Origin of the sequence: Microcella putealis (genome assembly GCF_004216575.1) — a bacterium.
In the GTDB taxonomy this organism is placed as follows: domain Bacteria; phylum Actinomycetota; class Actinomycetes; order Actinomycetales; family Microbacteriaceae; genus Microcella; species Microcella putealis.
Window position 1 is genome coordinate 174,029 of sequence record NZ_SGWW01000003.1, and the last position, 22,500, is coordinate 196,528.

Here is a 22,500-nt window from a genome sequence, read left to right on the forward strand (position 1 = left end):
CTTAGCGTCCGGCGCCCGCGTACGGAAGCAGTGCCATCTCGCGGGCGTTCTTCACGGCCTTCGCGATCAGTCGCTGCTCCTGCACCGAGACACCGGTGATGCGGCGGGCGCGGATCTTCCCGCGCTCGGAGATGAACTTACGGAGGGTGGCGACGTCCTTGTAGTCGATGACGCCAACCTTGATTGCCTTTGCGGGGGCGGCGTTCTTCGCGCCCTTGCCGCCGCGAGGCTTGCGGCGGTCGCCGCTGCTCTTGCCAGCCATAGTGGTTGTCCTTTTATCTGTGATTCACAAAGAGGGGATCCGGGTGACCGGATCAGAACGGGGTGTCGTCGGCGTAGGAGCCGGGAGTGTTCCAGACGTCGCCGCCGGCGGACGACTGCCCGCCGTTCGACTGCGCAGCGCCACCCGCGGGGGCACCCCACGGCTCGTCGGCGACCTGAGCGTTGCCGCCCCGGTTGCCGCCACCCATCGCGCCGCCCGCGCCGCCGCCACCCGACGAGCGGGTGACCTGTGCGGTCGCGTAGCGGAGGCTGGGGCCGATCTCGTCGACCTCGAGCTCGATGGTGGTGCGCTTCTCGCCTTCCTTGGTCTCGTAGGAACGCTGCTTGAGGCGTCCCTGCGCGACCACGCGCATCCCTTTCGTCAGCGACGAGGCGACGTGCTCGGCGAAGTCGCGCCACACGCTCGCGCGGAGGAACAGCGCTTCGCCGTCCTTCCACTCGTTCGACTGACGGTCGTAGGTGCGCGGCGTCGAGGCGATCGTGAAGTTCGCGACGGCGAGGCCGTTCTGGGTGTACCGCAGCTCCGGGTCGGCAGTCAGGTTGCCCACCACGGTGATGACGGTTTCGCCAGCCACGGGCTTACTCCGCTGCCTTTGCGGCGGCGCGAGCCGCCTTGGCGTCGGCCTGAGCCTTGGCGGCCGCGAGGTTCGCGATTGCCTCTTCGGCGCGGAGAACCTTCGTGCGCATGACCGCTTCGCTGAGCTTCAGCTGGCGGTCGAGCTCGACGGTGGCCTCCGACGTGGCGGTGAAGTTGACGACGGCGTAGATGCCCTCGTTCTTCTTGTTGATCTCGTAGGCAAGACGGCGCTTGCCCCAGATGTCGACGTTCTCAACGGAACCACCGGCGTTGCGAACAACACCGAGGAACTTGTCGAGGCTCGGAGCGACAGTGCGCTCGTCGATCTCGGGGTCGAGAATGACCATCAATTCGTACTGATGCATGACTCACCCACCTCCTTCGGACTCGAACGGCTGCAGACGGTCTGCAGCAGGAGGGTTATGGCATCACGTGCCCGCGCGCGACAGCACGCAGACAACCTGCACAGCGTAGTCGATGCCGGATGCTCGGCGCCAGTTAACCGACTACCGCTCGCCCCGCTGCGCGGCGCCGGTCGCGCCCCCGCGCTCGGCCCACCATGCGCGCAGCCGCCGCTCGGCCTCCTCGGCTCCGAGCGGACCGTCGTCGAGGCGCACCTCCAGCAGGTAGCGGTACGCAGCCCCGACGTCGGGCCCGGGACGCAGCCCCAGAATCTGCATGATCTGCTCGCCGTCGAGGTCGGGGCGAATCGCCGCGAGCTCTTCCTCTTCGGCGAGCTGCGCGATGCGCTGCTCGAGTTCGTCGTACGCGCCCTGGAGGCGAGCGGCCTTGCGCTTGTTGCGCGTGGTGACGTCGGCGCGCGTGAGAATGTGCAGCCGCTCGAGCAACGGGCCGGCGTCGCGCACGTAGCGCCGCACCCCCGAGTCCGTCCAGGGCGCATCGCTGTAACCGAAGAAGCGCAGGTGCAGCTCGATCAGCCTCGCGACCGCCGTGATCGTGTCCTTGTCGAAGCGCAGGGCGGTCAGCCGCTTCTTCGCGAGCTTCGCCCCGACGACGTCGTGGTGGTGGAAAGTCACCGCCCCGTTTGCCTCAATGGATCGCGTGGCCGGCTTGCCGATGTCGTGGAGCAGGGCGGCGAGGCGCAGAACCGTATCGGGGCGCGCATCCGCGTCGCCCCGCGAGCGCTCGAGGTCGATCGCCTGCTCCAGCACCGTGAGCGAGTGCTCGTAGACGTCTTTGTGGTGCGCGTGCTCGTCGATCTCGAGTCGCAGCGCCGGCACCTCGGGCAGCACGTACTCGGCAAGCCCCGTCGCCACAAGCAGTTCGAGCCCTCGGCGGGGCGAATCGGTCGCGAGCAGCTTGATCAGCTCGTCACGGATGCGCTCGGCCGACACGATCTCAAGCCGGCCCCGCATCTCGGTCATCGCCTGCAGCGCCGCATCGTCGAGGCGCGCACCGAGCTGCGCCGCGAACCGCACGCCCCGCAGCATGCGCAGCGGGTCGTCACCGAACGAGCGCTCGGGCGTCGTCGGTGTGGTCAGCACGCCAGAGACCAGGTGCTCAAAGCCGCCGGTCGGGTCGACGAGTTCGAGCTGCGGCAGGCGCAACGCGAGGGCGTTGACGGTGAAGTCGCGCCGAATCAGGTCGCCCTCGAGGGTGTCGCCGAACGCGACCTCGGGCTTTCGGCTCGCGGGGTCATACTCGTCGGCGCGGTAGGTGGTGATCTCGACCGTGTCGTCGCCGATCTGCGCGCCGATCGTGCCGAAGTCGCGCCCGATATCCCAGTGCGCGTCGACGACGGGACGAATGATGCGGATGATCTCGTCGGGCCGCGCCGAGGTACAGAGATCGAGGTCGTGCACCCCGCGACCGAGAAAGGCGTCGCGTACGGGGCCGCCGACGAGCGCGAGCTCGTGTCCGGCCGCGGCAAAGCGCTCGGCAAGAGTGGCCAAGGGTTCGGCGGCGGCGAGCTCGCGCAGTCGGCTGACGGCCTGGGCCACGCTCTCCATAGTCCCCAGAGTCTAGACTTCCCGTCATGCTGGGGCTGCGGGCGTGTGAGGGTTCTGCGTGCCCGCGCTAGGCGGCACGCGCCACGCCGTCAGCATCGGACTGGTGGCGACGCTCGTGGGCGCTCTCGCGATCTCTGCGACCCTCCCGGCCAACGCATCCACCGTTTCTGATTCCTCGCCACCCGACAACGCAGCGGGCGTGGTGACGGTGGTGGCCGCCCCCGAGAACTCGGGCGTACTGGGTGACGGCGCCCCGCTGTCGGTGCGCGTGACGATCGCGAACGGCACCGACGAAGCGGTCGACAACGCCACGGCCCGTTTACACCTCGACCTCGCCCCCCTGGCCGGGGCCGACTCGGTGCGGCAATGGCTCTCGAGCGACCAACCGCCGAGCATCGGTGTGGTCGCCACCGGCCCAGTCGTCGACATCGCGCCCGGCGCGACGGCCGTCGCGACGCTCACGCTTCCGGCCGAGGCGATCGATCTCGCAGGCCAATTCGGGGCGCGCGCCATCGGCGTCAGCATCGTTGATAGCGCCGGCGAGAACATCGCTTTCGATCGCTCGGCGATCGTCGGCCAGCCGAGCGGCACGAGTGCGCCGAGCGCCGGATTCGTCGTCATCGCGCCCGTGATCGCCCCGGATGCACGCGGTCGCTATCTCAGCGCCGAGCAGTTGACCGCGCTCGCCGCCCCCAACGGCACCCTCCCTCGCGCGATCGAGGCGGCCGAGACCGGAGCCGTCGCCCTGGGAATCGACCCGCGCATCATCGCATCCGTCCGCGGCCTTGGCGCAGCCGCTCCCGAGGGCGCGGTGGCCGCGCTCGAACGGCTCGATGAGGCGGGGCCCGAGACCTTTGCCCTGCGCTGGTCAGACGCCGACCCACTCGCGGCCGTCGGTTCGCTCGAGACGGCATCACCGCCGGTGTTGGGGGCCGGATCGGATGTGCTGGGTGACAACGGCGCCGCCAGCGCGACACTTGACCAGCTCACCGATTGGCCGCACACTCTGAGCGACTGGGTGTGGCCCGCCGACGGCACCCTCGGGCCCGACGCGGTCGCCCCCCTCGCCGCCGAGGGCGTGGGAACCGTGCTCGCCCATGCCAGCGACGTGGTCGGCGGTGTGGGGCTCGTGCGCGCTCTCGACAGTGGGCTCCGCGCCGTCGTCAGTGACCCGGTCGCCACCGCCGCCGTGCGAAATGCGGCCGCATCCACGAGCCTGCACGATCGTCGCGCGGCGGTCGCGGAAATCAGCGCGCTGCTCGCCAGTTCGCCCTCCCTGACAACGCCGCTCGTGGCCCTCGCCGAGCGCACCGCCGCGCCCACGCCGCAGCTCACCGGGGTGGTCTCCGACGTTCTGGCCTTGCCCTGGGCGCGAAGCGGAAGCCTGGGGCCCGCAACATCGCCGGGCACCGCCGCATCCGACACAGCAATCACCGATGACAACCGGCTCGAACGGATTCCGCTCGACACCCTGCTCGAGGTCGAACGCGGCGACGCTGAGTTTTCGCGCATCGCCGTCGACCCGGCGCCTCTGCTCGCCGATCGGCGGCTCGACCTGCTCGACAGCATCGCGCTCGGGGGCGAAAACATCGTGGCGGCCGAGACCCGCTATCGCGCCCAATCGGATGCGCTCCGCAGCGCGGTTCAGGTGGCCGAGAGCGCCACCATTAATCTGCTCGCTGAGCGCACCTCCTTGCCGGTGACGGTGCAAAACGGTCTTCCCGTGCCCGTGACGGTGTACGTGGCTGTCGAACCCGTCACCGGGCAGCTGCGCGTTGAGAACCCGCGGGTCGAAACCACGGTGCCCGCCGCGTCTCAGGTGCGCGCTCTCGTGCCCGTGCAGTCGCTGGTCAACGGGGACGTCGACATTCGCGTATCGATCCGTGCCGCCGATGGCGCAACGATCGGCAGCACGATCGAGGTGCCGCTGAACCTGCAGGCCGGATGGGAGACCACCGGTACCATCGCGATCGGCGCCGTCATCGCCATCCTCTTCGCGCTAGGACTCGTCCGCGATATCCGTCGCCGACGCGAGCAGCGCACCCCGAAAGAAACGAGTTCGCCCTGAGTTCCGACCCCGCAGCAGCCCCGGCGCCCGACGGCGACGGTCGCCGCGATTCGATCGGCCGCGCGAGTCTGTTGCTCGCCTCGGGCACGATCGTGTCCCGCATTCTCGGGTTCGTCAGCGCGATCATCCTGGCTCGCACGATCGGCGTGGTCGGGCCCGGTGACGCCTTCGCGCTTGCCACGACGCTGCCCAACAACATCTACGCGATCATCGCGGGGGGCGTCTTGACGGCAGTGCTTGTGCCGCAGATCGTCAAGGCGAGCCTCGACCCCGACGGCGGGTCGCGCTACGTCAACAAGATCATCACCCTCGGCTTCATCGTTTTTCTCGGTGTGGCCGCCCTCGCAACCCTGGCCGCCCCCCTGCTCGTGGCGCTGTACGCCGAGCAGGCGACCGATGGGTCCCGCGGCTTCTCGCCCGAGATCCTCGCGCTCGCGACGGCGCTTGCCTACTGGTGCCTGCCGCAGGTGTTGTTCTTCGCGCTCTACAGCCTTCTGGGAGAGGTGCTGAACGCGCGCAAGGTGTTCGGCCCGTACACGTGGGCACCCGTCGCCAACAACGTCGTCATGATTGCGGGCCTGCTGCTGTTTGCGTGGTTGTTCTCGGGCAACGTCAGTGACGCAGCCCTCTGGACCCCGGGAATGATCGCGTTGCTCGGAGGCTCGGCAACCCTCGGCATCGCCGCCCAGGCCCTCCTGCTGTTCTTCTTCTGGCGTCGCGCGGGGCTGAGCTTCCGCCCCGACTTCCGTTGGCGCGGCGTAGGCCTCGCACAAACGGGGAAGGCCGCCGGCTGGGTATTCGGCATGATCCTGATGACGCAGCTGTCGGGCATCGTGCACAACCGCGTCGCCTCGCTCGCCGTCGACGACGGCGAACCGTCACTCGCCGTCTTGCGCTTCTCGTGGCTGATTTTCATGCTGCCGCACTCGGTCGTGGCCGTCTCGCTCGGCACGGCCTATTACACGCGGATGAGCGCCCACGCCCGCGACGGACGTCGCGACCTGCTTCGCGACGACATGGGCACAAGCATCCGACAAATATCGATGGTGATGGTGTTGGCCAGCGTTGGCCTGGCGATCGTCGCCGGCCCCTTCGCGCGCGTCTTTGACGACGACCCGGCGATCGTCGAAGGAATGGCGCGTGTTCTCGTCGCCTTCATGATCGGGCTCGTGCCGTTCTCGATGCTGTTCATCACCCAGCGGGTGTTTTATGCCCTCGACGACACGCGCACACCGTTTTTCATTCAGGCGGCACAGGCTGGCATCTTCGTCGCGCTCGCCGTGGTGGTTGCCACGCTGCCGAGCGCATGGATCGCGCCGGGAATCGCGCTCATCACGACCATCGCGGGCACGGCACAGACGCTCATCTCGCTGATCATCTTGCGCGGGCGCATCGGAGGCATCGGCATGCGGCTGACTCTGCGGCGACTGGCCGCGTTCTGGCTTGCCGCCATTCCGGCGAGCGGCGTGGGGCTCGCCCTCGGGTTCGGGCTCGGGGTTTTCGAGGGCGGAGCGGCACGCGACAACGTCGCCACAGCAATCATCAGCATGGTCCTGATTGGCGGGGCGATGACCGCCACCTACGCCGGTGCCCTCGCGGTGCTTCGCGTGCCCGAGTTCTCGGCCATCGTCGACCCCCTCGCCCGACGTCTTCGCCGCCGGTGAACACTCGGTGACGAGCGTGACCATCGCCTGAACACCGCGGCGGCGCGGAATAGCCGAGACCTAGACTGGGTTGGCCCTGCCACCGGTGCTTTTCGCGCCGGCACCCACGGACGACAAACGAGGAACCATGCGACAGGTCATCATCATCGGATCCGGCCCGGCCGGATACACCGCGGCCATCTACGCCGCCCGCGCGAACCTCGCCCCGCTCGTCATCGCCAGCTCGGTCGAGTTCGGCGGCGAGCTCATGAAGACCACCGAGGTCGAAAACTTCCCCGGCTTCCCCGAGGGCGTCATGGGCCCCGACCTCATGACGAAGATGCAGCAGCAGGCTGAGCGTTTTGGCGCCGAAATCGTGTACGACGACGTGACCGCCCTCGAACTCGACGGCCCCGTCAGGGCCGTGACCCTCGGCAACGGGGATCGCCACGAAGCGCACGCCGTGATCTACGCCACCGGCTCGGCCTACCGCAAGCTCGGCCTCCCCGACGAAGACCGCCTGTCGGGCTACGGCGTGTCGTGGTGTGCCACGTGCGACGGCGCATTCTTCCGGCAGAAGACCGTCGCCGTGGTCGGCGGCGGCGACTCCGCGATGGAGGAGGCGACGTTCCTCACCCGCTTCGCCGACAAGGTCTACCTGATCCACCGCAGCGAGACGTTCCGCGCCTCTGCCGCCATGCTCGACCGCGCGAAGGCCGACCCGAAGATCGAGTTCGTCACGAACGCTGCCGTGCAGCACATCTACGGCGGCGAGCTCGTCACCGGCGTGGGCATCGTCGACACCGAGACCGGCGACGAGCGCACGCTCGACGTCAGCGGCGTGTTCATTGCGATCGGCGCCGATCCCCGCACCCACCTCGTGCACGGCGCGCTCGAGCTGACGGAGCAGGGCACCATCGCCGTGGAAGGACGCAGCTCGCGCACCTCGGTGGCCGGAGTGTTCGCCGCCGGCGACGTGGTCGACCCCACCTACAAGCAGGCCATCACGGCGGCCGGAAGCGGCTGCGCCGCCGCCCTCGATGCGCAGCACTACCTCGAAGGTCTCGGCGACAACGTTCGCCAGACCGCCGAGCCGGTCAGCGCATAAACCGGTCAGCGCTGAGACGGTCAGAGCCCCCTCGCTACCCCGCGCATCCTGAACCCCATCGACCGCAAGAAAAGGAGCAGCAATGTCCACTCGTGACGTAACCGACGCCACCTTCGAGTCCGACGTCCTCAAGAGCGAGAAGACGATCATGGTCGACTTCTGGGCGCCCTGGTGCGGCCCGTGCCGCGCCGTCTCGCCGATCCTCGACCAGATCGCGACCGAGAACAGCGACAAGATCGACATCGTCAAGATCAACGTCGACGACAACCCCGAGACCGCCATGAAGTACCAGATCACATCGATTCCGGCGATGAAGGTGTTCAAGGGCGGCGAGGTCGTCAAGACTGTCATCGGCGCCAAGCCGAAGCCGGCCCTCGAGGCCGACCTCGCCGAATTCTTGGCGTAGATTCCGGCATTCTCCGCGCGTCATCGCGCGTCATCGTGTGTTCCGGCGCTGATAGCGTCGGAGCACACGTGTATCCGAACCGTTCCGGATCGCGACCGGCCACCACGGAGACCTCATGAGCATTCCGCGCGAGGGGACCACGCTCGACCCCTGGTATGACCAGTACGCCGCGCGCACCGCCGGCCTGTCGGGCTCGGAGGTGCGGTCGCTGTTCGCGGTCGCCTCGCGCCCCGAGGTCGTTTCGCTCGCCGGTGGCATGCCCTTCGTGTCGGCCCTGCCGCTCGAGGCAATCGGCGCCCGCATGGAGCGCGTGATGGCCGAGCGGGGCGCGACCGCTCTGCAATACGGCGCCGGCCAGGGAACCCCCGAACTGCGCGAGCGGATCCTCGAGGTCATGGCGCTCGAAGGCATTCACGCCGGTGTTGACGACGTCGTCGTCACCACGGGCTCGCAGCAGGCGCTCGACCTGGTGGCGAAGCTCTTCCTCGACCCGGGCGACGTGGTACTCGCCGAGTCGCCCTCGTACGTGGGTGCGCTCGGCATTTTCCGCTCGTACCAGGCGGAGGTCGCGCACATTCCGATGGATGCGGACGGCATGATTCCCGCGGCCCTCACCGAGCGCATCCAGTCGTTGCGCGCCGCCGGCCGCCCCATCAAGCTGCTGTATCTGATTCCGAACTTCCAAAATCCGGGCGGCGTCACGCTGAGCTCGGAACGTCGACTCGAGATCATCGACATCGCGCGCAGCAACGGCATTCTGATCCTTGAAGACAATCCCTACGGGCTGCTGTGGTTCGACCAGGCCCCGCCACAGGCGATGCGCAGCGTCGACAGCGACGGCATTGTGTACCTCGGCTCGTTCTCGAAGACGTTCGCCCCCGGGTTCCGGGTCGGCTGGGCGCTCGCACCCCACGGCATCCGCGAAAAGCTGGTCCTCGCCGCCGAAGCCTCGATTCTCTCGCCGAGCGCGATCAATCAGATGGTGATCAGCGACTACCTGTCGAGCGCCGACTGGCGCGGCCAGATCGACGTGTTCCGGGGCCTGTACCGCGAACGACGCGACGCCATGATTGACGCGCTCGAGCACTACCTGCCCGACCTGAGCTGGACGCTCCCGGGCGGGGGCTTCTACGTCTGGCTCACGCTCTCGGACGGCCTCGACGCGAAGGGGATGCTGCCCCGCGCGGTCAAAGAATTGGTCGCGTACACGCCCGGTACGGCGTTCTTCGCTGACGGGGACGGTCGCCGGCACCTGCGCCTGGCCTTCTGTTACCCGACCCCGACCGACATCCGCGAGGGAATCCGCCGGCTCGCCTCGGTTGTGCGTCAAGAGCAGGAACTGCTCGAGACCTTTGCCGCCACGGGGCCCATCGACGCCGTGCCCGATGCTCTGCAGCTCGGCAGCCGCGTCATCTCACCTCCTCCGAACCTCTCGTAACGGCTCATGACCAACTCTTCTCCCACCGCCCGCCGCGTCGCCGTCCTCGGCGGTGGCATCAGTCACGAGCGTGACATTTCGCTGAAGTCGGCCCGTCAGGTCGCCGATGCGCTGGCGGCGCACGGCGTCGACGTGCACCTGCTCGATCCGGATGCGGCCCTGCTTCCGACCCTCATCGCTGACCCCCCCGACGTCGTCTGGCCCGCACTGCACGGGGCCAGTGGCGAGGATGGCGCGCTGCGCGCGCTGCTCGAGTTTCTCGGAATCCCCTACGTCGGCTCGGCGTCGGATGCGACGCGCTTGGCGTGGGACAAGCCGACCGCGAAGACGATCGTCGCCCGCGCCGGCGTGCCGACGCCGCACTCCATCACGCTCACTCGCGACGCGTTCCGTGAACTCGGCGCCGAGAGCGTGCTGACGGTGATGAACCGCGAGCTTCCCCCGCCGCTTGCGGTAAAACCCGCGCAGGGCGGCTCAGCACAGGGCGTCAGCCTGGTGTCCAGTGACGAAGAGCTGCGCCGCGCCATGGTGCTCGCATACACCTACTGCGACGTCGCCCTCGTCGAGGAGCGCATCCTCGGCACCGAGATCTGCATCGGCATCATCGACACGGGGGACGGCCCGGTCGCGCTGCCGGCGGTCGAGATTGAGCCGCGCAGCGGCGTGTACGGGTTTGAAGCGCGGTACAACGCGGGGGAGACCCGCTTCTACGCCCCCGCACGCATCGCTGATGACGTGGCGGCCCGAGCGACCGAGTCTGCACTCGCCGCGCACCGCGCGCTGGGCCTCCGGCACATCAGCCGCATCGACATGATGATCGATGGCGCCGGAACGGCCTGGTTCTTGGAGGCAAGCGTCATGCCGGGGCTCACCGAGACCTCAACTCTGGCTCTGGCCCTGGATGCTGCGGGCCACGACGTGGGGTGGGTCTACGCCGAACTTGCCCACGCGGCATTGCGCGGCGCGAGCCACAGCTAGGCCTAGGCGAATCGTAGAAAAGCCCCGGTCAGAGGCTGTTTAGCGAAATCCCGGCTCGCCCATTTCGCCCAGGATGCGGTTCAGGTCGGCGATGCTGGCGAAGTCGATCGTGACGGTTCCCTTGCTGCGCCCGAGCGCGATGCGCACACGGGTGTCGAGTCGGTCCCCCAGGCGCTCAGCGATCTCATCGAGCTGTCCCTGACGACCACCCTTGGCGGGGGCGCGCTTCTTCGTCGCGACTCCCTGCCCGGTGAGCTGCTGAGCGGCCGCCTCGGCCTGCCGCACCGACAGCTCTTCATTCACGATCTTGTCGGCGAGACGCTGCATTGCCTCGGCCTCGCCCGTCGACAGAATCGCCCGTGCGTGTCCTGCGCTGAGCACGCCGGCCGCAACCCGAGTCTGTACGGTCTCGGGAAGCTTCAGTAGGCGCAGCGTATTGGTGATCTGCGGGCGAGAGCGCCCAATGCGCTCGGCAAGCTGCTCCTGCGTGATGCCGAAATCCTCGAGCAGCTGCTGGTACGCGCTCGCTTCTTCCAGCGGGTTCAGCTGCGCCCGGTGCAGGTTTTCCAGCAGGGCGTCGCGCAACATGTTCTCGTCGCTCGTGTTGCGCACGACGGCGGGGATGCTCGCGAGGCCCGCCAAGGTCGACGCGCGCAGGCGGCGCTCGCCCATGATCAGCTCAAACGGCGCCTCACCGGGAGCAGCCCCCGCGCGCTCGCGGACGACGATCGGCTGCAGCACCCCGAACTCGCGCACCGAGTGCACGAGCTCAGCGAGCTCTTCTTCGCGAAATTCGGTACGGGGCTGCTGCGGGTTCGGCACCACATCCGACGGGGCGACGGCGATCAGCCGCGCACCCGGCACCTCGGCCAACTGCGAGTCGCCGCCCGGCGGGGTCGCCTGCGGAAAGAAGACGTCAACGGGGCGATCGCCACTGCCGGTGGGGATGAGCGCACCGATTCCTCGTCCGAGCCCGGTTCTCTTTTGCGCGGCCATCAGGCACCCGCCCCTCGTGTTGCGATTTCGGCGGCAGCCTCGAGATACGACAGGCTGCCCGGAGAATTTTGGTCGTAGCTGATGACCGTCTGCCCGTAACTCGGCGCCTCACTGATGCGAACCGAGCGGGGAATGAGCGTGTCGAGCGCCTGATCGGGGAAGTGCTCACGCACATCCGCGACAACCTGATTGGCGAGATTGGTGCGGGCGTCGTACATCGTGAGCAAGATCGTGGTGACGCGCAACTGCGGGTTCAGGTGCCGCTCGATCAGTTGAATGCTGTTGAGCAGTTGGCTGAGCCCCTCAAGGGCGTAGTACTCACACTGAATCGGGATGAGCACCTCACGCGCGGCAACGAAGGCATTGATCGTGAGCAGGCCAAGCGACGGGGGGCAATCGATGAAGACGTAGTGCACCGGGTCATCAGCCTCGGCGAGGTACATGTCGAGTGCGGTGCGGAGGCGCTGCTCACGCGCCACCAGAGAGACGAGTTCAATCTCGGCACCAGCCAAGTGGATGGTGGCAGGTACACAGAACAGGCGCTCAAACTCCGGGCTCTTCTGCACAACCTCGTCGATCGTGGCCTCACCCACGATCACGTCATAGACGCTCGGGGTTTCCGCACGATGCTCGACACCGAGCGCCGTCGAAGCGTTGCCCTGGGGATCAAGGTCGATCACCAATACGTGCGCACCCTGCCGGGCCAGTGCGGCTGCGAGGTTAACCGTCGTGGTGGTCTTCCCCACACCACCTTTTTGGTTGGCCACCGTGAACACACGGGGGGCACTCGGCAGGGGCAGCACCTGTTCCTGCACGGCCTGACGGCGGCGGGTGATGTCGGCGACCTCGCGAGCCAGGGGAGTGGACCCGTCAAATGAAGCGTCGGTCGTCACAACTGCCTTCCGATCGATGTTTCACGTGAAACATGTGCCGCGCGATGCGGCCGGGGCGCTCTGATACTCAGGAGGCCCCGACCACTGTAGCCCGAAACAGGCGCGTGGGAACGGGCACACCGTCAGCCGTGAGCACCTCAACCGTGGGCTCGCTCAGCCGAGCTGCGCGACGCTGTTTCAGACTGTCCGCGATCTCCTGATCCACGCGCTCACCCTTGAGGAACAGCATCTCCCCACCCTCGTCGAGTAGGGGTCGCGTCATGGGAATCAGCTGCCGGAGCGCCTTCACCGCGCGCGCAGTCACCTGGTCGTACGGCCCTGACGCGATCGCATCCTCCGCGCGGGCGCGCAGCACCGTCACGTTGCGAAGAGCCAGGCGCGAACTTTCCGCCAGCAACCAGTCAGTCCGTCGCTCCATCGGCTCAATGAGGGTGACCTCGACGTCGGGTCGAGCAATGGCGAGCACGAGACCGGGAAGCCCTGCGCCGCTACCGATGTCGGCGAGTCGACCGCCGCTTCGCAGAAACGGAGCGACGAGCGCGCAGTTCACGATGTGTCGTGACCACAGCCTCGGCGCTTCCGATGGCCCAATCAGACCCAGGAGCTCGCCGCGTGTCGCCAACTCGTGGGTGAACGACCGAGCCCGCTCATGGTTCTCGCCGAAGAGTTCGGCCGCGATCGCTGGCTCGTCATCGAGCTCGAGCGGCGCCACTACGGGCGTGCCGGCAGCGGGATCATCAGAATGTTTCACGTGAAACAGTGGGTCGACGGCGGTCGATACGACGGGATCAGCCGCGGCGGATGACGGTGTGGCGGTCGGCGCCTTCGCCCTCCGACTCCGACACGAAACCGCGCTCAGCGACGATGTCGTGCACAAGCTTCCGTTCGTAGCTCGACATCGGGGGGAGTGCTGCAGAAACCGCGCCCGCCTCGATGCGCTCGACGGCGCGGTCAACGATGCGCGCGAGTTCGGTCGCGCGCGCGTCACGGGAACCCGCGATGTCGAGGATCAGGCGTGAGAACTCACCGGTCTTCGCGTGCACGGCGAGGCGCGTGAGCTCTTGCAACGCACTGACCGTGTCGGGCTTTGACAACAGGCGAAGCGCATCCCGCTCGTCGGCGTCAACGGAGAGGTACACGCGTCCGCCGCGTTCCTCGATCTCGATGTCGCCATCAAGGTCAGCGATGTCGAGCAGCTCTTCCAAATAGTCCGCGGCGATGTCACCCTCGTCGGCCGGAGTCGTCGTGGTCGTTACCTCGGTCATGGCTCAGCGGCCGCCCTTCTTCGTCTGCTTCTTGGCGCGGTTCTTTGAGACCGGCTGCTGGCGTTGCGTCGTTTGCTTGGGTTCTTCCACCGCGACCGCACCCGGCGCTGCCGCGTCAGGGTCGGGCAGGCCCTTCTTCTGGCGCTTCTTCGCCAGCCGCGCTTCGCGCGCGAGGGCCGCTTCGCTACCGGGAGTCGGCATGTTTCGGATGACGATGAACTGCTGAACCATCGTCCAGATGTTGGAGACGAACCAGTAGAACATCACGCCGAGCGGGAAGAACGCGCCGGAGAACACGAAGACGATCGGCAGGACGTACAGCAGGATCTTCTGCTGCCGGTACATCGGCGAGTTCTTCATCTCGGGGGACTGGTTCTTCGCCATGATCTGCAGTTGCGTCAAGAACTGCGAGCCGGTCATGAGGATCACCAGGATGATCGCGATGACGATGACCGCGACGTTGCCGTCGCTGGTCGCCATCGTCAGACCGAGCGGGGCGACACCGAAGAGGCTCGCGCTTCCAAACTCGGCCGATAGGGCGGGGGTCAGTAGGCCCACGCTGGGTCGACCGGCGTAGGCGTCGTTGAGGACGGAGAACAGACCGAAGAAGATCGGCATCTGCAGCAACAGCGGAAGGCACGACGAGAGCGGGTTCGTGCCGTGCTTCTTGTACAGGTTCATCGTCTCGCGCGACATGGCCTCGCGAGAGAACTGATCCTTCTTGCCCCGGTACTTGTCCTGGATCTTCTTGAGTTCGGGGGAGATCTCGAGCATCTTGCGCTGCGACTTGATCTGCCGAACGAAGACCGGGATCAGCAGGGCTCGAATCACGATCACGAGACCGACGATTGACAGCACCCAGGTGACGCCCGCCTCCGACTCGAGGCCCGCAGCGGTCAACAGCGAGTGGAAGCCGACGAGGATCGCCTCGATCACCCACTTGATGGGCCACAGCAATGTTCCGAAGAAACCCAGTTCCATGACGGGGTTACGCCTTTCTATCGAGGACGATGAAGCCGAAGCGAGTGCGGCGGTAGGGCGAGTGGTGCCGTTCCGGTGGGTCGTCAACGCCGCCGACCGCCCATGGGTGGCATCGCACGAGGCGTCGAGCAGTGAGCCACGAACCCTTAAGCACACCGTGTTCTTGCACGGAACGCAGCCCGTATGCCGAGCAGCTGGGGTAGTAGCGGCACACGTCGCCGTACAGCGGCGAGATGACGGCCCGGTATACGTGCAAGACCGCCACGATGATGTTGCGCGGGATCAGACCGATGGCACGAATGACGCGAACAACCGCGGGGTCGCTCATGCGCTCACCGCCCGCCTGGTTGTTGCCGTTACGTGCTCACGCAGGGTAGCCCAGTCGACCTCGGCTGCCGCTGGGAGCATGCGCATCACCACGGCCGTGCCGTCGGGAATCGTGGGGATCAAATCTTTCGCCACCGCTCGCGCTCGCCGCTTCACGCTATTCCGCGTCACGGCATTGCCGAGCGCCTTAGAGGTGATGATGCCGAAGCGCACCGGCCCCGCTTCAGCAGAGCGGCGCACGTAAACGACGACGGTCGGAGCGGCGGCTTTGCGACCACGACGCATCGTGTCGCGGAAGTCGCTGCTCGACCTCACCCGGTGTGCGCGGTCGAGCACGATGGGGGAGGGATGTTACGCCGAAAGTTCGGTGCGGCCCTTGCGGCGACGGGCGGCGAGAATCGCGCGGCCGGCGCGGGTACGCATGCGAAGGCGGAAGCCGTGCACCTTGGCACGACGACGGTTGTTGGGCTGGAACGTGCGCTTGCTCATGATGGTCTCCTCGGCCCCGCGAGGGAGCGACGATGTCGGTGTAGAACTCCGTGGGCGCGCGCCGCACGGCAGAAGTCAACCGGTTAACAATAGGTCTCGCGACACGCCCGGTCAAACGCAGGCGGCGCGGCTCGCAATACCACGGCAGGTGGGAACCGCAGTGGTAACGACACGGCGCATCGAACTACAGTAGGCGGGCGGCCTGCCAGAGGGATGCTCGCCATCGACCCCTCTCGCCGCCGATCACGTATTCCGGACGAGAGGGACACCGCGCCATGACCGACGACACCGAACCCGTCAGCGCGCTGTGGGATTCGGTGAAAGGTCACCTCGTCTCTGACGAGCGCATCACGCCCCAGCTCATCGGCTTCATCAACCTGGTGGAGCCGCGCGGCGTCATGGCCGGCACCCTGTATCTCGAGGTTCCCAACGAACTCACCCGCGGCATGCTTGAACAGCGCATCCGTCTGCCGCTTCTGTCGGCCATTACAACCGTCGCCGGTGACGAGGTGTCGAGCTTCGCCATCGTCGTGAACCCCGACATGCAGGCAGAGTCATTAGAAGCGGCACCCGACCCGCTTGAGCAACCGACGACATCCGGGTATATCGAGCAGCCCGCCCCGCCGACGCCCATCGACGCCGCGAATCGACGCGGCGACAGCCGGCTCAACGACAAGTACAGCTTCGACAACTTCGTCATCGGCGGCTCGAACCGCTTCGCTCACGCCGCCGCTGTGGCGGTCGCCGAAGCGCCAGCTAAGGCGTACAACCCGCTCTTCATCTACGGCGAGTCCGGACTCGGCAAGACCCACCTGCTGCACGCGATCGGTCACTACGCCGAGAATCTGTACCCAGGAATCCGTGTGCGCTACGTCAGTAGCGAAGAGTTCACGAACGACTTCATCAACTCGATCGCGAACAACCGCGCCAGCCTGTTTCAGTCGCGGTACCGCGAGATCGACATCCTGCTGATCGACGACATCCAGTTCTTGCAGGGCAAAGACTCGACGCAGGAAGCGTTCTTCCACACCTTCAATACGTTGCACGACCACAACAAGCAGGTGGTCATCACCTCTGACCTGCCCCCGAAGCACCTCACCGGCTTCGAAGACCGCATGCGCAGCCGCTTCGAGTGGGGTCTGATCACCGATGTGCAGGCACCCGACCTCGAGACCCGCATTGCGATCCTTCGCAAGAAGGCCCAGAACGACCGGCTTCAGGTGCGCGACGACGTGCTCGAGTACATGGCGTCGAAGGTGTCGAGCAACATCCGTGAGCTCGAAGGCACGCTCATTCGGGTCACCGCGTTTGCGAACCTCAACCGCACACCCGTCGACCTGCAGCTCGTGCAGACCGTGTTGAAAGACCTCATCACGCTCGACGAGGACAACGTCATCGCGCCGGTCGACATCATCAATCACACGGCCGCCTACTTCAAGCTCACCGTCGACGACCTGTACGGCTCGTCACGGTCACAGGCGGTCGCGACGGCGCGGCAGATCGCGATGTACCTCTGTCGCGAGCTCACGAACCTCTCGCTTCCGAAGATCGGCCAACTGTTCGGCAACCGCGACCACACGACCGTCATGTACGCGAATAAGAAGATCAGTGAGCTCATGAAGGAGCGCCGCTCGATCTACAACCAGGTCACGGAACTCACGAGCCGCATCAAGCAGAACCACCGCTACAGCTGAGCAGCGCGCGGGAAAAAACGCCGAGCTCTCAGACTTCGTTCAGCCGCAAAAGCCCCGGTATTCCGGGGCTTTTGTCGTCTCATCACAGTGATATCCCAGGTTCAGGCGCGTTTTCCCACACTGGGGACAGCCTGTGGAAAACGCCGAGAGCGCTTGGGGATGGATTGCGGAGAGATGGCCTCGGGGTGTGAGCGGATGCTCGGGGAGCCGTTCGGGCATCCCCTTAACATTCCGCCGTGTCGCGAGCGGATTCCACAACTTACACACATGTGGTTTCCCGTGATTCCGCGGATCCCACCGAGTTGTCCACACTGTGCACAGCGGTTAACGCTCTTATTTCTTGTTCTTCTCCATTGATGCATCAGGGATAACCCTGACCCGGGCCGAACGACACGAATCCCGGCGCAGCGCTGTGCCAGTATGGGGATCCCGGCACTCCCGGACCGCCCGACGGAAGAGGGATTCGACGTGAAGTTTCAGGTCAACCGCGACGTATTCAGCGACGCCGTGTCGTTCGCCGTGCGCCTGCTGCCCCAGCGCACCACACTGCCGATCCTCTCGGGCGTCATGGTGCACGCCGAAGACGGTGCCGTGACTCTGTCCTCGTTCGACTACGAGGTCTCCGCTCAGACTCGAATCACTGCCGATGTCGAGTCGAACGGCACCGTGCTGGTTTCGGGTCGCTTGCTGGCCGACATCGCCTCGCGCCTGCCCAACGCGCCCGTCGAGTTCTCGCTCGACGACAACAAGGTGACGGTTCGCTGTGGCTCGGCCCGATTCGCCCTGTCGCTGATGCCCGTCGAGGAGTACCCGAGCCTGCCCGTCATTGACGGCGACACCGGCCTATTGCCGGGCGATGCCTTCGCTGATGCCGTTGGCCAGGTTGCGGTAGCCGCTTCTCGCGATGACGTCACTCCCGTGATCACTGGTGTGCAGCTCGAGACCTCCGGAACCACGCTGTCGCTGGTCGCAACCGACCGCTACCGCGTGGCCGTGCGCGAGATCGACTGGGAGTCGACGAGCAACGCCGAGACTGCGACCGCGCTCGTGCCGGCACGCACGCTCTCGGAGACGGCGAAGATTTTCTCGCACTCGTCGCAGGTGCGCGTCACGATCGTGGGCGGGGGCGACCGTGAACTTATCGCGTTCTCGGCCGACGACAAGACCGTCACCTCACTGCTGATTAAGGGCAACTTCCCCCCCGTCAAGCGCCTCTTCCCCGAGACGGTCGACAACTACGCCGTGATGAACACAGCCGAACTCATCGAGGCGACCCGACGCGTTGCCCTCGTGCTCGAGCGCGACGCCGCTCTGCGCTACACCTTCACCGCCGACGGACTCACACTCGAGGCCATCGGCAGCGAGAACGCGCAGGCCCAAGAAACGATCGACGCCCACCTGACCGGCGACGACACCGTCGTCTCGCTGAAGCCCCAGTTCTTGATCGATGGGCTGTCGGCCGTGCACTCGGAATTCGTGCGAATCTCGTTCACGAAGACCGACAATCCGGGAAAGCCCGGCCCCGTACTCATCACCAGCCAGACCTCAAAAGATCAGGCCGGCGTCGACAACTACCGCTACCTGCTGCAGCCCAACCTGCTGCTGCGCTAGCGGGCGGCGCTCCGCTCGCGCCGTGCACGTCACGCATCTCAGCCTCTCCGATTTCCGCAACTATGCGCGCGCCGAACTGGCGTTGGGGCCCGGGCCGACCCTGCTCGTCGGGCGAAATGGGCAGGGCAAAACAAATCTCGTGGAGGCGATCGGGTATCCGTCGCTCGGGGGGTCGCACCGCGTCGCCGGCGACCAGGCGCTGGTGCGCGCGGGCGAAGAGGCAGCGATTGTCCGGATGCGCGTGGCTCACGACGAGCGTGCGATCGTCGTTGAGCTGCAGCTCAATAAGACCGGCGCCAACCGGGCCCAGGTCAACGGCTCGCCCGTGCGCATGCGTGAGCTTCCCCGCTACGTCCACACCGTGCTCTTCGCTCCAGAAGATCTCGCGCTCGTGCGCGGCGAACCGTCCGGGCGCCGCTCATTCCTCGACGCGCTCATCGTGCAGCGAATCCCGCGGCTCGCGGGAACCATCGGTGACTACGAGCGCGTGCTTCGGCAACGCAACTCGCTGCTCAAGTCGGCCCGCGCATCCCGCCTGTCACCCGATGCGCTGACGACGCTCGATGTGTGGGACGACCGCCTCGTCGCGCTCGGCGTGGAGATCATCGCCGCACGTGTGTCTCTGGTGGCCGAACTGCGCCCACATCTTGCCGCGGGATACGCGGCCGTCGCGGGCGACGAGCACCTCGCCGAACTCGGACTGCGGCACACGATTGTTGACCCCACGGGCGAGGGGCCGCTGCACACCGACGATGTGCTCGACGAACAACGCGCCGCAGAGCAGTTCCGTTTCTCCCTTTCCGAGCGTCGCCGTGCCGAGCTCGATCGCGCGGTCACGCTCGTCGGACCTCATCGCGATGACCTTGTGCTGACGCTCAACGGCCTGCCCGCCCGCAGCCACGCGAGCCACGGCGAGAGCTGGTCGTATGCGCTGGCCCTGAAACTCGCCGCAGCCCGCGTACTGCGTGCCGACGCGGTGGCCGGCGACCCGATTGTGATTCTGGATGACGTGTTCGCCGAACTCGACGAGGGTCGGCGGGAACGCCTTGCTGACGCGGTCTCCGACTTCGAGCAGGTGTTGATCACGGCGGCCGTCGAGAACGATGTTCCTGACCGCCTGGCCGCGACGCGCATCCATATCGCAGCCGGCGCGATTGTTGACCCGACACCACCGAGCGAGGATGCGCCGTGACCGAGCGCGCGGAGCCACCGGAGTCTGAGGCGAGCGCCGTCTATCGTCGGCTGCGCTCGGTCTTTGGCGACCCGTCGCTTCGCTCGCGGGATGCGCGCCGTCGCGCCGCCGGAAAAGCGTCCGGCTCCACGACGCCCTACGGAACGGGCCGCGACCCCTCAGGTCTCGCCGACATCCTCGACGGGGTCAGCCGCACCATGGGCTGGACCTCCCCCTTGGCGCGAGGCGAGCTGCTGACCTCGTGGCCCGACCTCGTGGGTCCGGAAATCGCGTCCCACACCGAACCGGTTGCGATCGATGACGGGGTGCTGTCGGTGCAGTGCGACTCGACCGCGTGGGCAACGCAGCTGCGCATGATGCGGGGAGAAATGGTCACCTCGATCACGCAGCGGTACCCCGATGCGCAGATCACGAGCATCCGCTTTCTGGGCCCGAGCGCGCCGAGCTGGAAGCGAGGGCCACGATCGATCCCGGGGCGCGGTCCACGCGATACCTACGGCTAAGACGACGAAACAGTCCACAGGGGGCGAGATATCACCCCAGAGGGGCCTTTACGCCCCGGTGAGAGGGCTTCCATTGATAGGATGGACCCCGTGACCACCACCCCTTCTCCAGACAATTACGGCGCGGCCAACATTCAGGTTCTGGAAGGGCTCGAGGCGGTGCGCAAGCGCCCCGGTATGTACATCGGCTCGACCGGGCCGCGCGGCCTGCACCACCTCGTGTACGAGATCGTCGACAACTCGGTCGATGAAGCCCTCGCCGGCTATTGCGACACGATCGACGTCACCATCCTTCCCGACGGCGCCGTGCGCGTGATCGACAACGGCCGCGGAATCCCTGTCGACGAGCACCCTGTCGAGAAGCGCTCGACCGTTGAGGTTGTCCTCACCGTGCTGCACGCCGGCGGAAAATTCGGCGGCGGTGGCTACGCGGTCTCCGGCGGTCTGCACGGCGTCGGCTCGTCGGTTGTCAACGCGCTGTCCCAGCGACTCGAGGTCGCCGTTCGTCGTCAGGGCAACGAGTACACGCAGAGCTACACCGTCGGTGTGCCCGATGCCCCCCTGAAGAAGGGGCGCGAGGTTGAGGGCACCGGCACGACGATCACCTTCTGGCCGAGCGAAGACATCTTCGAGACGACCGAGTTCGACTACGAAACGCTCCGCACGCGATTCCAGCAGATGGCGTTCCTCAACAAAGGGCTGCGCATCAAGCTGACCGATGAGCGCGAGCATCCTGAGACCGACGATCAGCCGGCGAGTGAGCCGCGGCACGACGAATTCCTGTACGAGAAGGGTCTCGTCGACTATGTCGAGCACCTGAACGCGGCGAAGAAAGCCGACCTCGTGCATCCCGAGATCATCGCGTTCGAGTCAGAAGACACCGAGCGCACGATCGCGCTGGAAGTCGCGATGCAGTGGACGACGTCCTACAGCGAGAGCGTGCACACCTACGCCAACACCATCAACACGCACGAGGGCGGAACCCACGAGGAGGGCTTCCGCGCGGCGCTCACCACCCTGGTCAACCGCTACGCGCGCGAGAAGAACCTCATCAAAGAAAAGGAAGAGAACCTCTCGGGCGACGACGTACGCGAGGGCCTTACCGCCGTCATCTCGGTGAAGCTCGGCGAGCCGCAGTTCGAGGGTCAGACGAAGACAAAGCTCGGCAACACCGAGGCGAAGTCGTTCGTGCAGAAGGTCACGGGCGAGTTCCTCGGCGACTGGTTCGAGCGAAACCCCAGCCAGGCACGGGACGTCATCCGCAAGGCGCAGCAGGCGGCCGCCGCGCGACTGGCCGCCCGCAAGGCGCGCGAGCAGACCCGCCGCAAGGGGCTGCTCGAGTCGGGCGGCATGCCGGGCAAGTTGAAAGACTGCCAGTCGAAAGACCCCTCGATCAGTGAGATCTTCATCGTCGAGGGTGACTCGGCCGGCGGCTCGGCAGTGCAGGGCCGCAACCCCGAAACCCAGGCGATCCTGCCACTGCGCGGAAAGATCTTGAACGTCGAGAAGGCCCGACTCGATCGCGCGCTCGGCAACGCCGAAGTGCAGGCAATGATCACCGCGTTTGGCGCGAACATCGGCGAAGACTTCGACCCCGACAAGGTGCGGTACCACAAGATCGTTCTGATGGCCGATGCCGACGTCGACGGTCAACACATCACGACCCTGCTGCTGACGCTGCTGTTCCGCTACATGCGACCGCTCATCGATCGCGGGTACGTGTACCTCGCGCAACCTCCGCTCTACCGGCTCAAGTGGACGAACGCCGAGCACGAGTACGTGTTCAGCGACCGCGAGCGCGACGCCCTGCTCGAGGCGGGCCTCGCGAGTGGCAAGCGCATCCCGAAAGACAACGGCGTTCAGCGCTACAAGGGTCTCGGCGAGATGAACCACCAAGAGCTGTGGGACACGACGATGAACCCCGAGTCGCGCACGCTCATGCAGGTGACGCTCGAAGACGCCGCCGTCGCAGACAGCGTGTTCGCCACCCTCATGGGCGAAGACGTGGATGCGCGACGCACCTTCATTCAGCAGAACGCGAAAGACGTGCGCTTCCTCGATATCTGATCGGGCGCGCAT

General features: G+C 66.5%; 23 protein-coding genes. 11 read left to right on the forward strand and 12 right to left on the reverse strand.

What is annotated here, in order from left to right; genetic code table 11:
- Nucleotide 1: 1 nt before the first annotated feature.
- The 4 genes from rpsR to EV141_RS08290 all read right to left on the reverse strand — a co-directional run bounded on the left by rpsR (nt 2) and on the right by EV141_RS08290 (nt 2,829).
- Nucleotides 2-262, reverse strand: a complete 261-nt coding sequence (rpsR, locus tag EV141_RS08275) for a 30S ribosomal protein S18 (protein ID WP_096420059.1) — start codon at nt 260-262, stop codon at nt 2-4.
- 52 nt (nt 263-314) lie between these two features.
- The gene (locus EV141_RS08280; RefSeq protein WP_130485496.1) at nt 315-857 is read right to left on the reverse strand and encodes a single-stranded DNA-binding protein; all 543 of its coding nucleotides are present in this window, start codon (nt 855-857) and stop codon (nt 315-317) included.
- 4 nt (nt 858-861) lie between these two features.
- On the reverse strand, nt 862-1,224 hold the full coding sequence (gene rpsF / locus EV141_RS08285) for a 30S ribosomal protein S6 (RefSeq protein ID WP_130485497.1): 363 nt from the start codon (nt 1,222-1,224) through the stop codon (nt 862-864).
- Between the two features lie 141 nt (nt 1,225-1,365).
- Nucleotides 1,366-2,829 carry a CCA tRNA nucleotidyltransferase gene (locus EV141_RS08290; protein ID WP_130485498.1) on the reverse strand — a complete coding sequence of 488 codons (1,464 nt, stop codon included), beginning with the start codon at nt 2,827-2,829 and terminating at the stop codon, nt 1,366-1,368.
- Nucleotides 2,830-2,887: 58 nt separating this feature from the next.
- Here EV141_RS08290 and EV141_RS12450 point away from each other — a divergent pair, with 58 nt between their 5' ends.
- The 6 genes from EV141_RS12450 to EV141_RS08315 all read left to right on the forward strand — a co-directional run bounded on the left by EV141_RS12450 (nt 2,888) and on the right by EV141_RS08315 (nt 10,470).
- A complete protein-coding gene (locus EV141_RS12450) occupies nt 2,888-4,897 on the forward strand; it encodes a DUF6049 family protein (RefSeq protein ID WP_241969181.1) in 2,010 nt (669 codons plus the stop codon).
- Between the two features lie 71 nt (nt 4,898-4,968).
- The gene (gene murJ, locus EV141_RS08295; RefSeq protein WP_260437772.1) at nt 4,969-6,561 is read left to right on the forward strand and encodes a murein biosynthesis integral membrane protein MurJ; all 1,593 of its coding nucleotides are present in this window, start codon (nt 4,969-4,971) and stop codon (nt 6,559-6,561) included.
- 127 nt (nt 6,562-6,688) lie between these two features.
- Nucleotides 6,689-7,648, forward strand: coding sequence for a thioredoxin-disulfide reductase (trxB, locus tag EV141_RS08300; RefSeq protein WP_130485500.1), 960 nt, complete (start codon nt 6,689-6,691; stop codon nt 7,646-7,648).
- Between the two features lie 82 nt (nt 7,649-7,730).
- A complete protein-coding gene (gene trxA, locus EV141_RS08305) occupies nt 7,731-8,054 on the forward strand; it encodes a thioredoxin (protein ID WP_130485501.1) in 324 nt (107 codons plus the stop codon).
- 115 nt (nt 8,055-8,169) lie between these two features.
- Complete coding sequence (locus tag EV141_RS08310) at nt 8,170-9,492, forward strand: aminotransferase-like domain-containing protein (protein ID WP_130485502.1); 1,323 nt, start codon at nt 8,170-8,172, stop codon at nt 9,490-9,492.
- A gap of 6 nt (nt 9,493-9,498) precedes the next feature.
- Nucleotides 9,499-10,470, forward strand: coding sequence for a D-alanine--D-alanine ligase family protein (locus EV141_RS08315; RefSeq protein WP_130485503.1), 972 nt, complete (start codon nt 9,499-9,501; stop codon nt 10,468-10,470).
- Nucleotides 10,471-10,509: 39 nt separating this feature from the next.
- Here EV141_RS08315 and EV141_RS08320 read toward each other — a convergent pair whose 3' ends face one another.
- The 8 genes from EV141_RS08320 to rpmH form a co-directional block, all read right to left on the reverse strand.
- A complete protein-coding gene (locus EV141_RS08320; protein ID WP_130485504.1) occupies nt 10,510-11,466 on the reverse strand; it encodes a ParB/RepB/Spo0J family partition protein in 957 nt (318 codons plus the stop codon).
- Complete coding sequence (locus EV141_RS08325; RefSeq protein ID WP_185740106.1) at nt 11,466-12,359, reverse strand: ParA family protein; 894 nt, start codon at nt 12,357-12,359, stop codon at nt 11,466-11,468. Before EV141_RS08325 ends, EV141_RS08320 begins: the two co-directional genes overlap by 1 nt.
- A 67-nt stretch (nt 12,360-12,426) precedes the next feature.
- A complete protein-coding gene (gene rsmG / locus EV141_RS08330; protein WP_241969183.1) occupies nt 12,427-13,110 on the reverse strand; it encodes a 16S rRNA (guanine(527)-N(7))-methyltransferase RsmG in 684 nt (227 codons plus the stop codon).
- A 37-nt stretch (nt 13,111-13,147) separates the two neighbouring features.
- Complete coding sequence (locus tag EV141_RS08335; RefSeq protein ID WP_130485506.1) at nt 13,148-13,624, reverse strand: Jag family protein; 477 nt, start codon at nt 13,622-13,624, stop codon at nt 13,148-13,150.
- A gap of 3 nt (nt 13,625-13,627) precedes the next feature.
- A complete protein-coding gene (gene yidC / locus EV141_RS08340) occupies nt 13,628-14,599 on the reverse strand; it encodes a membrane protein insertase YidC (protein WP_130485798.1) in 972 nt (323 codons plus the stop codon).
- Between the two features lie 13 nt (nt 14,600-14,612).
- Nucleotides 14,613-14,933, reverse strand: a complete 321-nt coding sequence (gene yidD, locus EV141_RS08345) for a membrane protein insertion efficiency factor YidD (RefSeq protein WP_130485507.1) — start codon at nt 14,931-14,933, stop codon at nt 14,613-14,615.
- Nucleotides 14,930-15,268, reverse strand: a complete 339-nt coding sequence (gene rnpA, locus EV141_RS08350) for a ribonuclease P protein component (RefSeq protein ID WP_130485508.1) — start codon at nt 15,266-15,268, stop codon at nt 14,930-14,932. Before rnpA ends, yidD begins: the two co-directional genes overlap by 4 nt.
- Nucleotides 15,269-15,283: 15 nt before the next feature.
- Nucleotides 15,284-15,421: a 50S ribosomal protein L34 gene (rpmH, locus tag EV141_RS08355; RefSeq protein ID WP_022881903.1), complete on the reverse strand. Its 138-nt coding sequence runs from the start codon at nt 15,419-15,421 to the stop codon at nt 15,284-15,286.
- A gap of 275 nt (nt 15,422-15,696) precedes the next feature.
- On the opposite strand from rpmH, the gene dnaA reads away from it, so the two are divergent.
- From dnaA to gyrB, 5 genes are all read left to right on the forward strand, one after another.
- Nucleotides 15,697-17,115 carry a chromosomal replication initiator protein DnaA gene (gene dnaA, locus EV141_RS08360; RefSeq protein ID WP_130485509.1) on the forward strand — a complete coding sequence of 473 codons (1,419 nt, stop codon included), beginning with the start codon at nt 15,697-15,699 and terminating at the stop codon, nt 17,113-17,115.
- A gap of 468 nt (nt 17,116-17,583) precedes the next feature.
- Nucleotides 17,584-18,726, forward strand: coding sequence for a DNA polymerase III subunit beta (gene dnaN / locus EV141_RS08365; protein ID WP_130485510.1), 1,143 nt, complete (start codon nt 17,584-17,586; stop codon nt 18,724-18,726).
- 22 nt (nt 18,727-18,748) lie between these two features.
- Complete coding sequence (gene recF, locus EV141_RS08370; protein ID WP_130485511.1) at nt 18,749-19,918, forward strand: DNA replication/repair protein RecF; 1,170 nt, start codon at nt 18,749-18,751, stop codon at nt 19,916-19,918.
- Nucleotides 19,915-20,421: a DciA family protein gene (locus EV141_RS08375; RefSeq protein ID WP_130485512.1), complete on the forward strand. Its 507-nt coding sequence runs from the start codon at nt 19,915-19,917 to the stop codon at nt 20,419-20,421. Before recF ends, EV141_RS08375 begins: the two co-directional genes overlap by 4 nt.
- Before the next feature lie 81 nt (nt 20,422-20,502).
- Nucleotides 20,503-22,488 (forward strand): DNA topoisomerase (ATP-hydrolyzing) subunit B, encoded by a 1,986-nt coding sequence (gene gyrB / locus EV141_RS08380; protein ID WP_130485513.1) that lies wholly within the window; start codon nt 20,503-20,505, stop codon nt 22,486-22,488.
- Nucleotides 22,489-22,500 lie beyond the last annotated feature (12 nt).

What these genes read in the sequence shown, in the direction of transcription:
- EV141_RS08315 (WP_130485503.1), top strand. Translation starts at nt 9,499, where the DNA reads ATGACCAACTCTTCTCCCACCGCCCGCCGCGTCGCCGTCCTCGGCGGT.
- trxA (WP_130485501.1), top strand. Translation starts at nt 7,731, where the DNA reads ATGTCCACTCGTGACGTAACCGACGCCACCTTCGAGTCCGACGTCCTC.
- gyrB (WP_130485513.1), top strand. Translation starts at nt 20,503, where the DNA reads ATGGACCCCGTGACCACCACCCCTTCTCCAGACAATTACGGCGCGGCC.
- rpsF (WP_130485497.1), bottom strand. Translation starts at nt 1,224, where the DNA reads ATGCATCAGTACGAATTGATGGTCATTCTCGACCCCGAGATCGACGAG.
- rpmH (WP_022881903.1), bottom strand. Translation starts at nt 15,421, where the DNA reads ATGAGCAAGCGCACGTTCCAGCCCAACAACCGTCGTCGTGCCAAGGTG.
- EV141_RS08335 (WP_130485506.1), bottom strand. Translation starts at nt 13,624, where the DNA reads ATGACCGAGGTAACGACCACGACGACTCCGGCCGACGAGGGTGACATC.
- rpsR (WP_096420059.1), bottom strand. Translation starts at nt 262, where the DNA reads ATGGCTGGCAAGAGCAGCGGCGACCGCCGCAAGCCTCGCGGCGGCAAG.
- trxB (WP_130485500.1), top strand. Translation starts at nt 6,689, where the DNA reads ATGCGACAGGTCATCATCATCGGATCCGGCCCGGCCGGATACACCGCG.
- EV141_RS08310 (WP_130485502.1), top strand. Translation starts at nt 8,170, where the DNA reads ATGAGCATTCCGCGCGAGGGGACCACGCTCGACCCCTGGTATGACCAG.
- dnaA (WP_130485509.1), top strand. Translation starts at nt 15,697, where the DNA reads ATGACCGACGACACCGAACCCGTCAGCGCGCTGTGGGATTCGGTGAAA.
- yidD (WP_130485507.1), bottom strand. Translation starts at nt 14,933, where the DNA reads ATGAGCGACCCCGCGGTTGTTCGCGTCATTCGTGCCATCGGTCTGATC.
- EV141_RS08320 (WP_130485504.1), bottom strand. Translation starts at nt 11,466, where the DNA reads ATGGCCGCGCAAAAGAGAACCGGGCTCGGACGAGGAATCGGTGCGCTC.
- EV141_RS08290 (WP_130485498.1), bottom strand. Translation starts at nt 2,829, where the DNA reads ATGGAGAGCGTGGCCCAGGCCGTCAGCCGACTGCGCGAGCTCGCCGCC.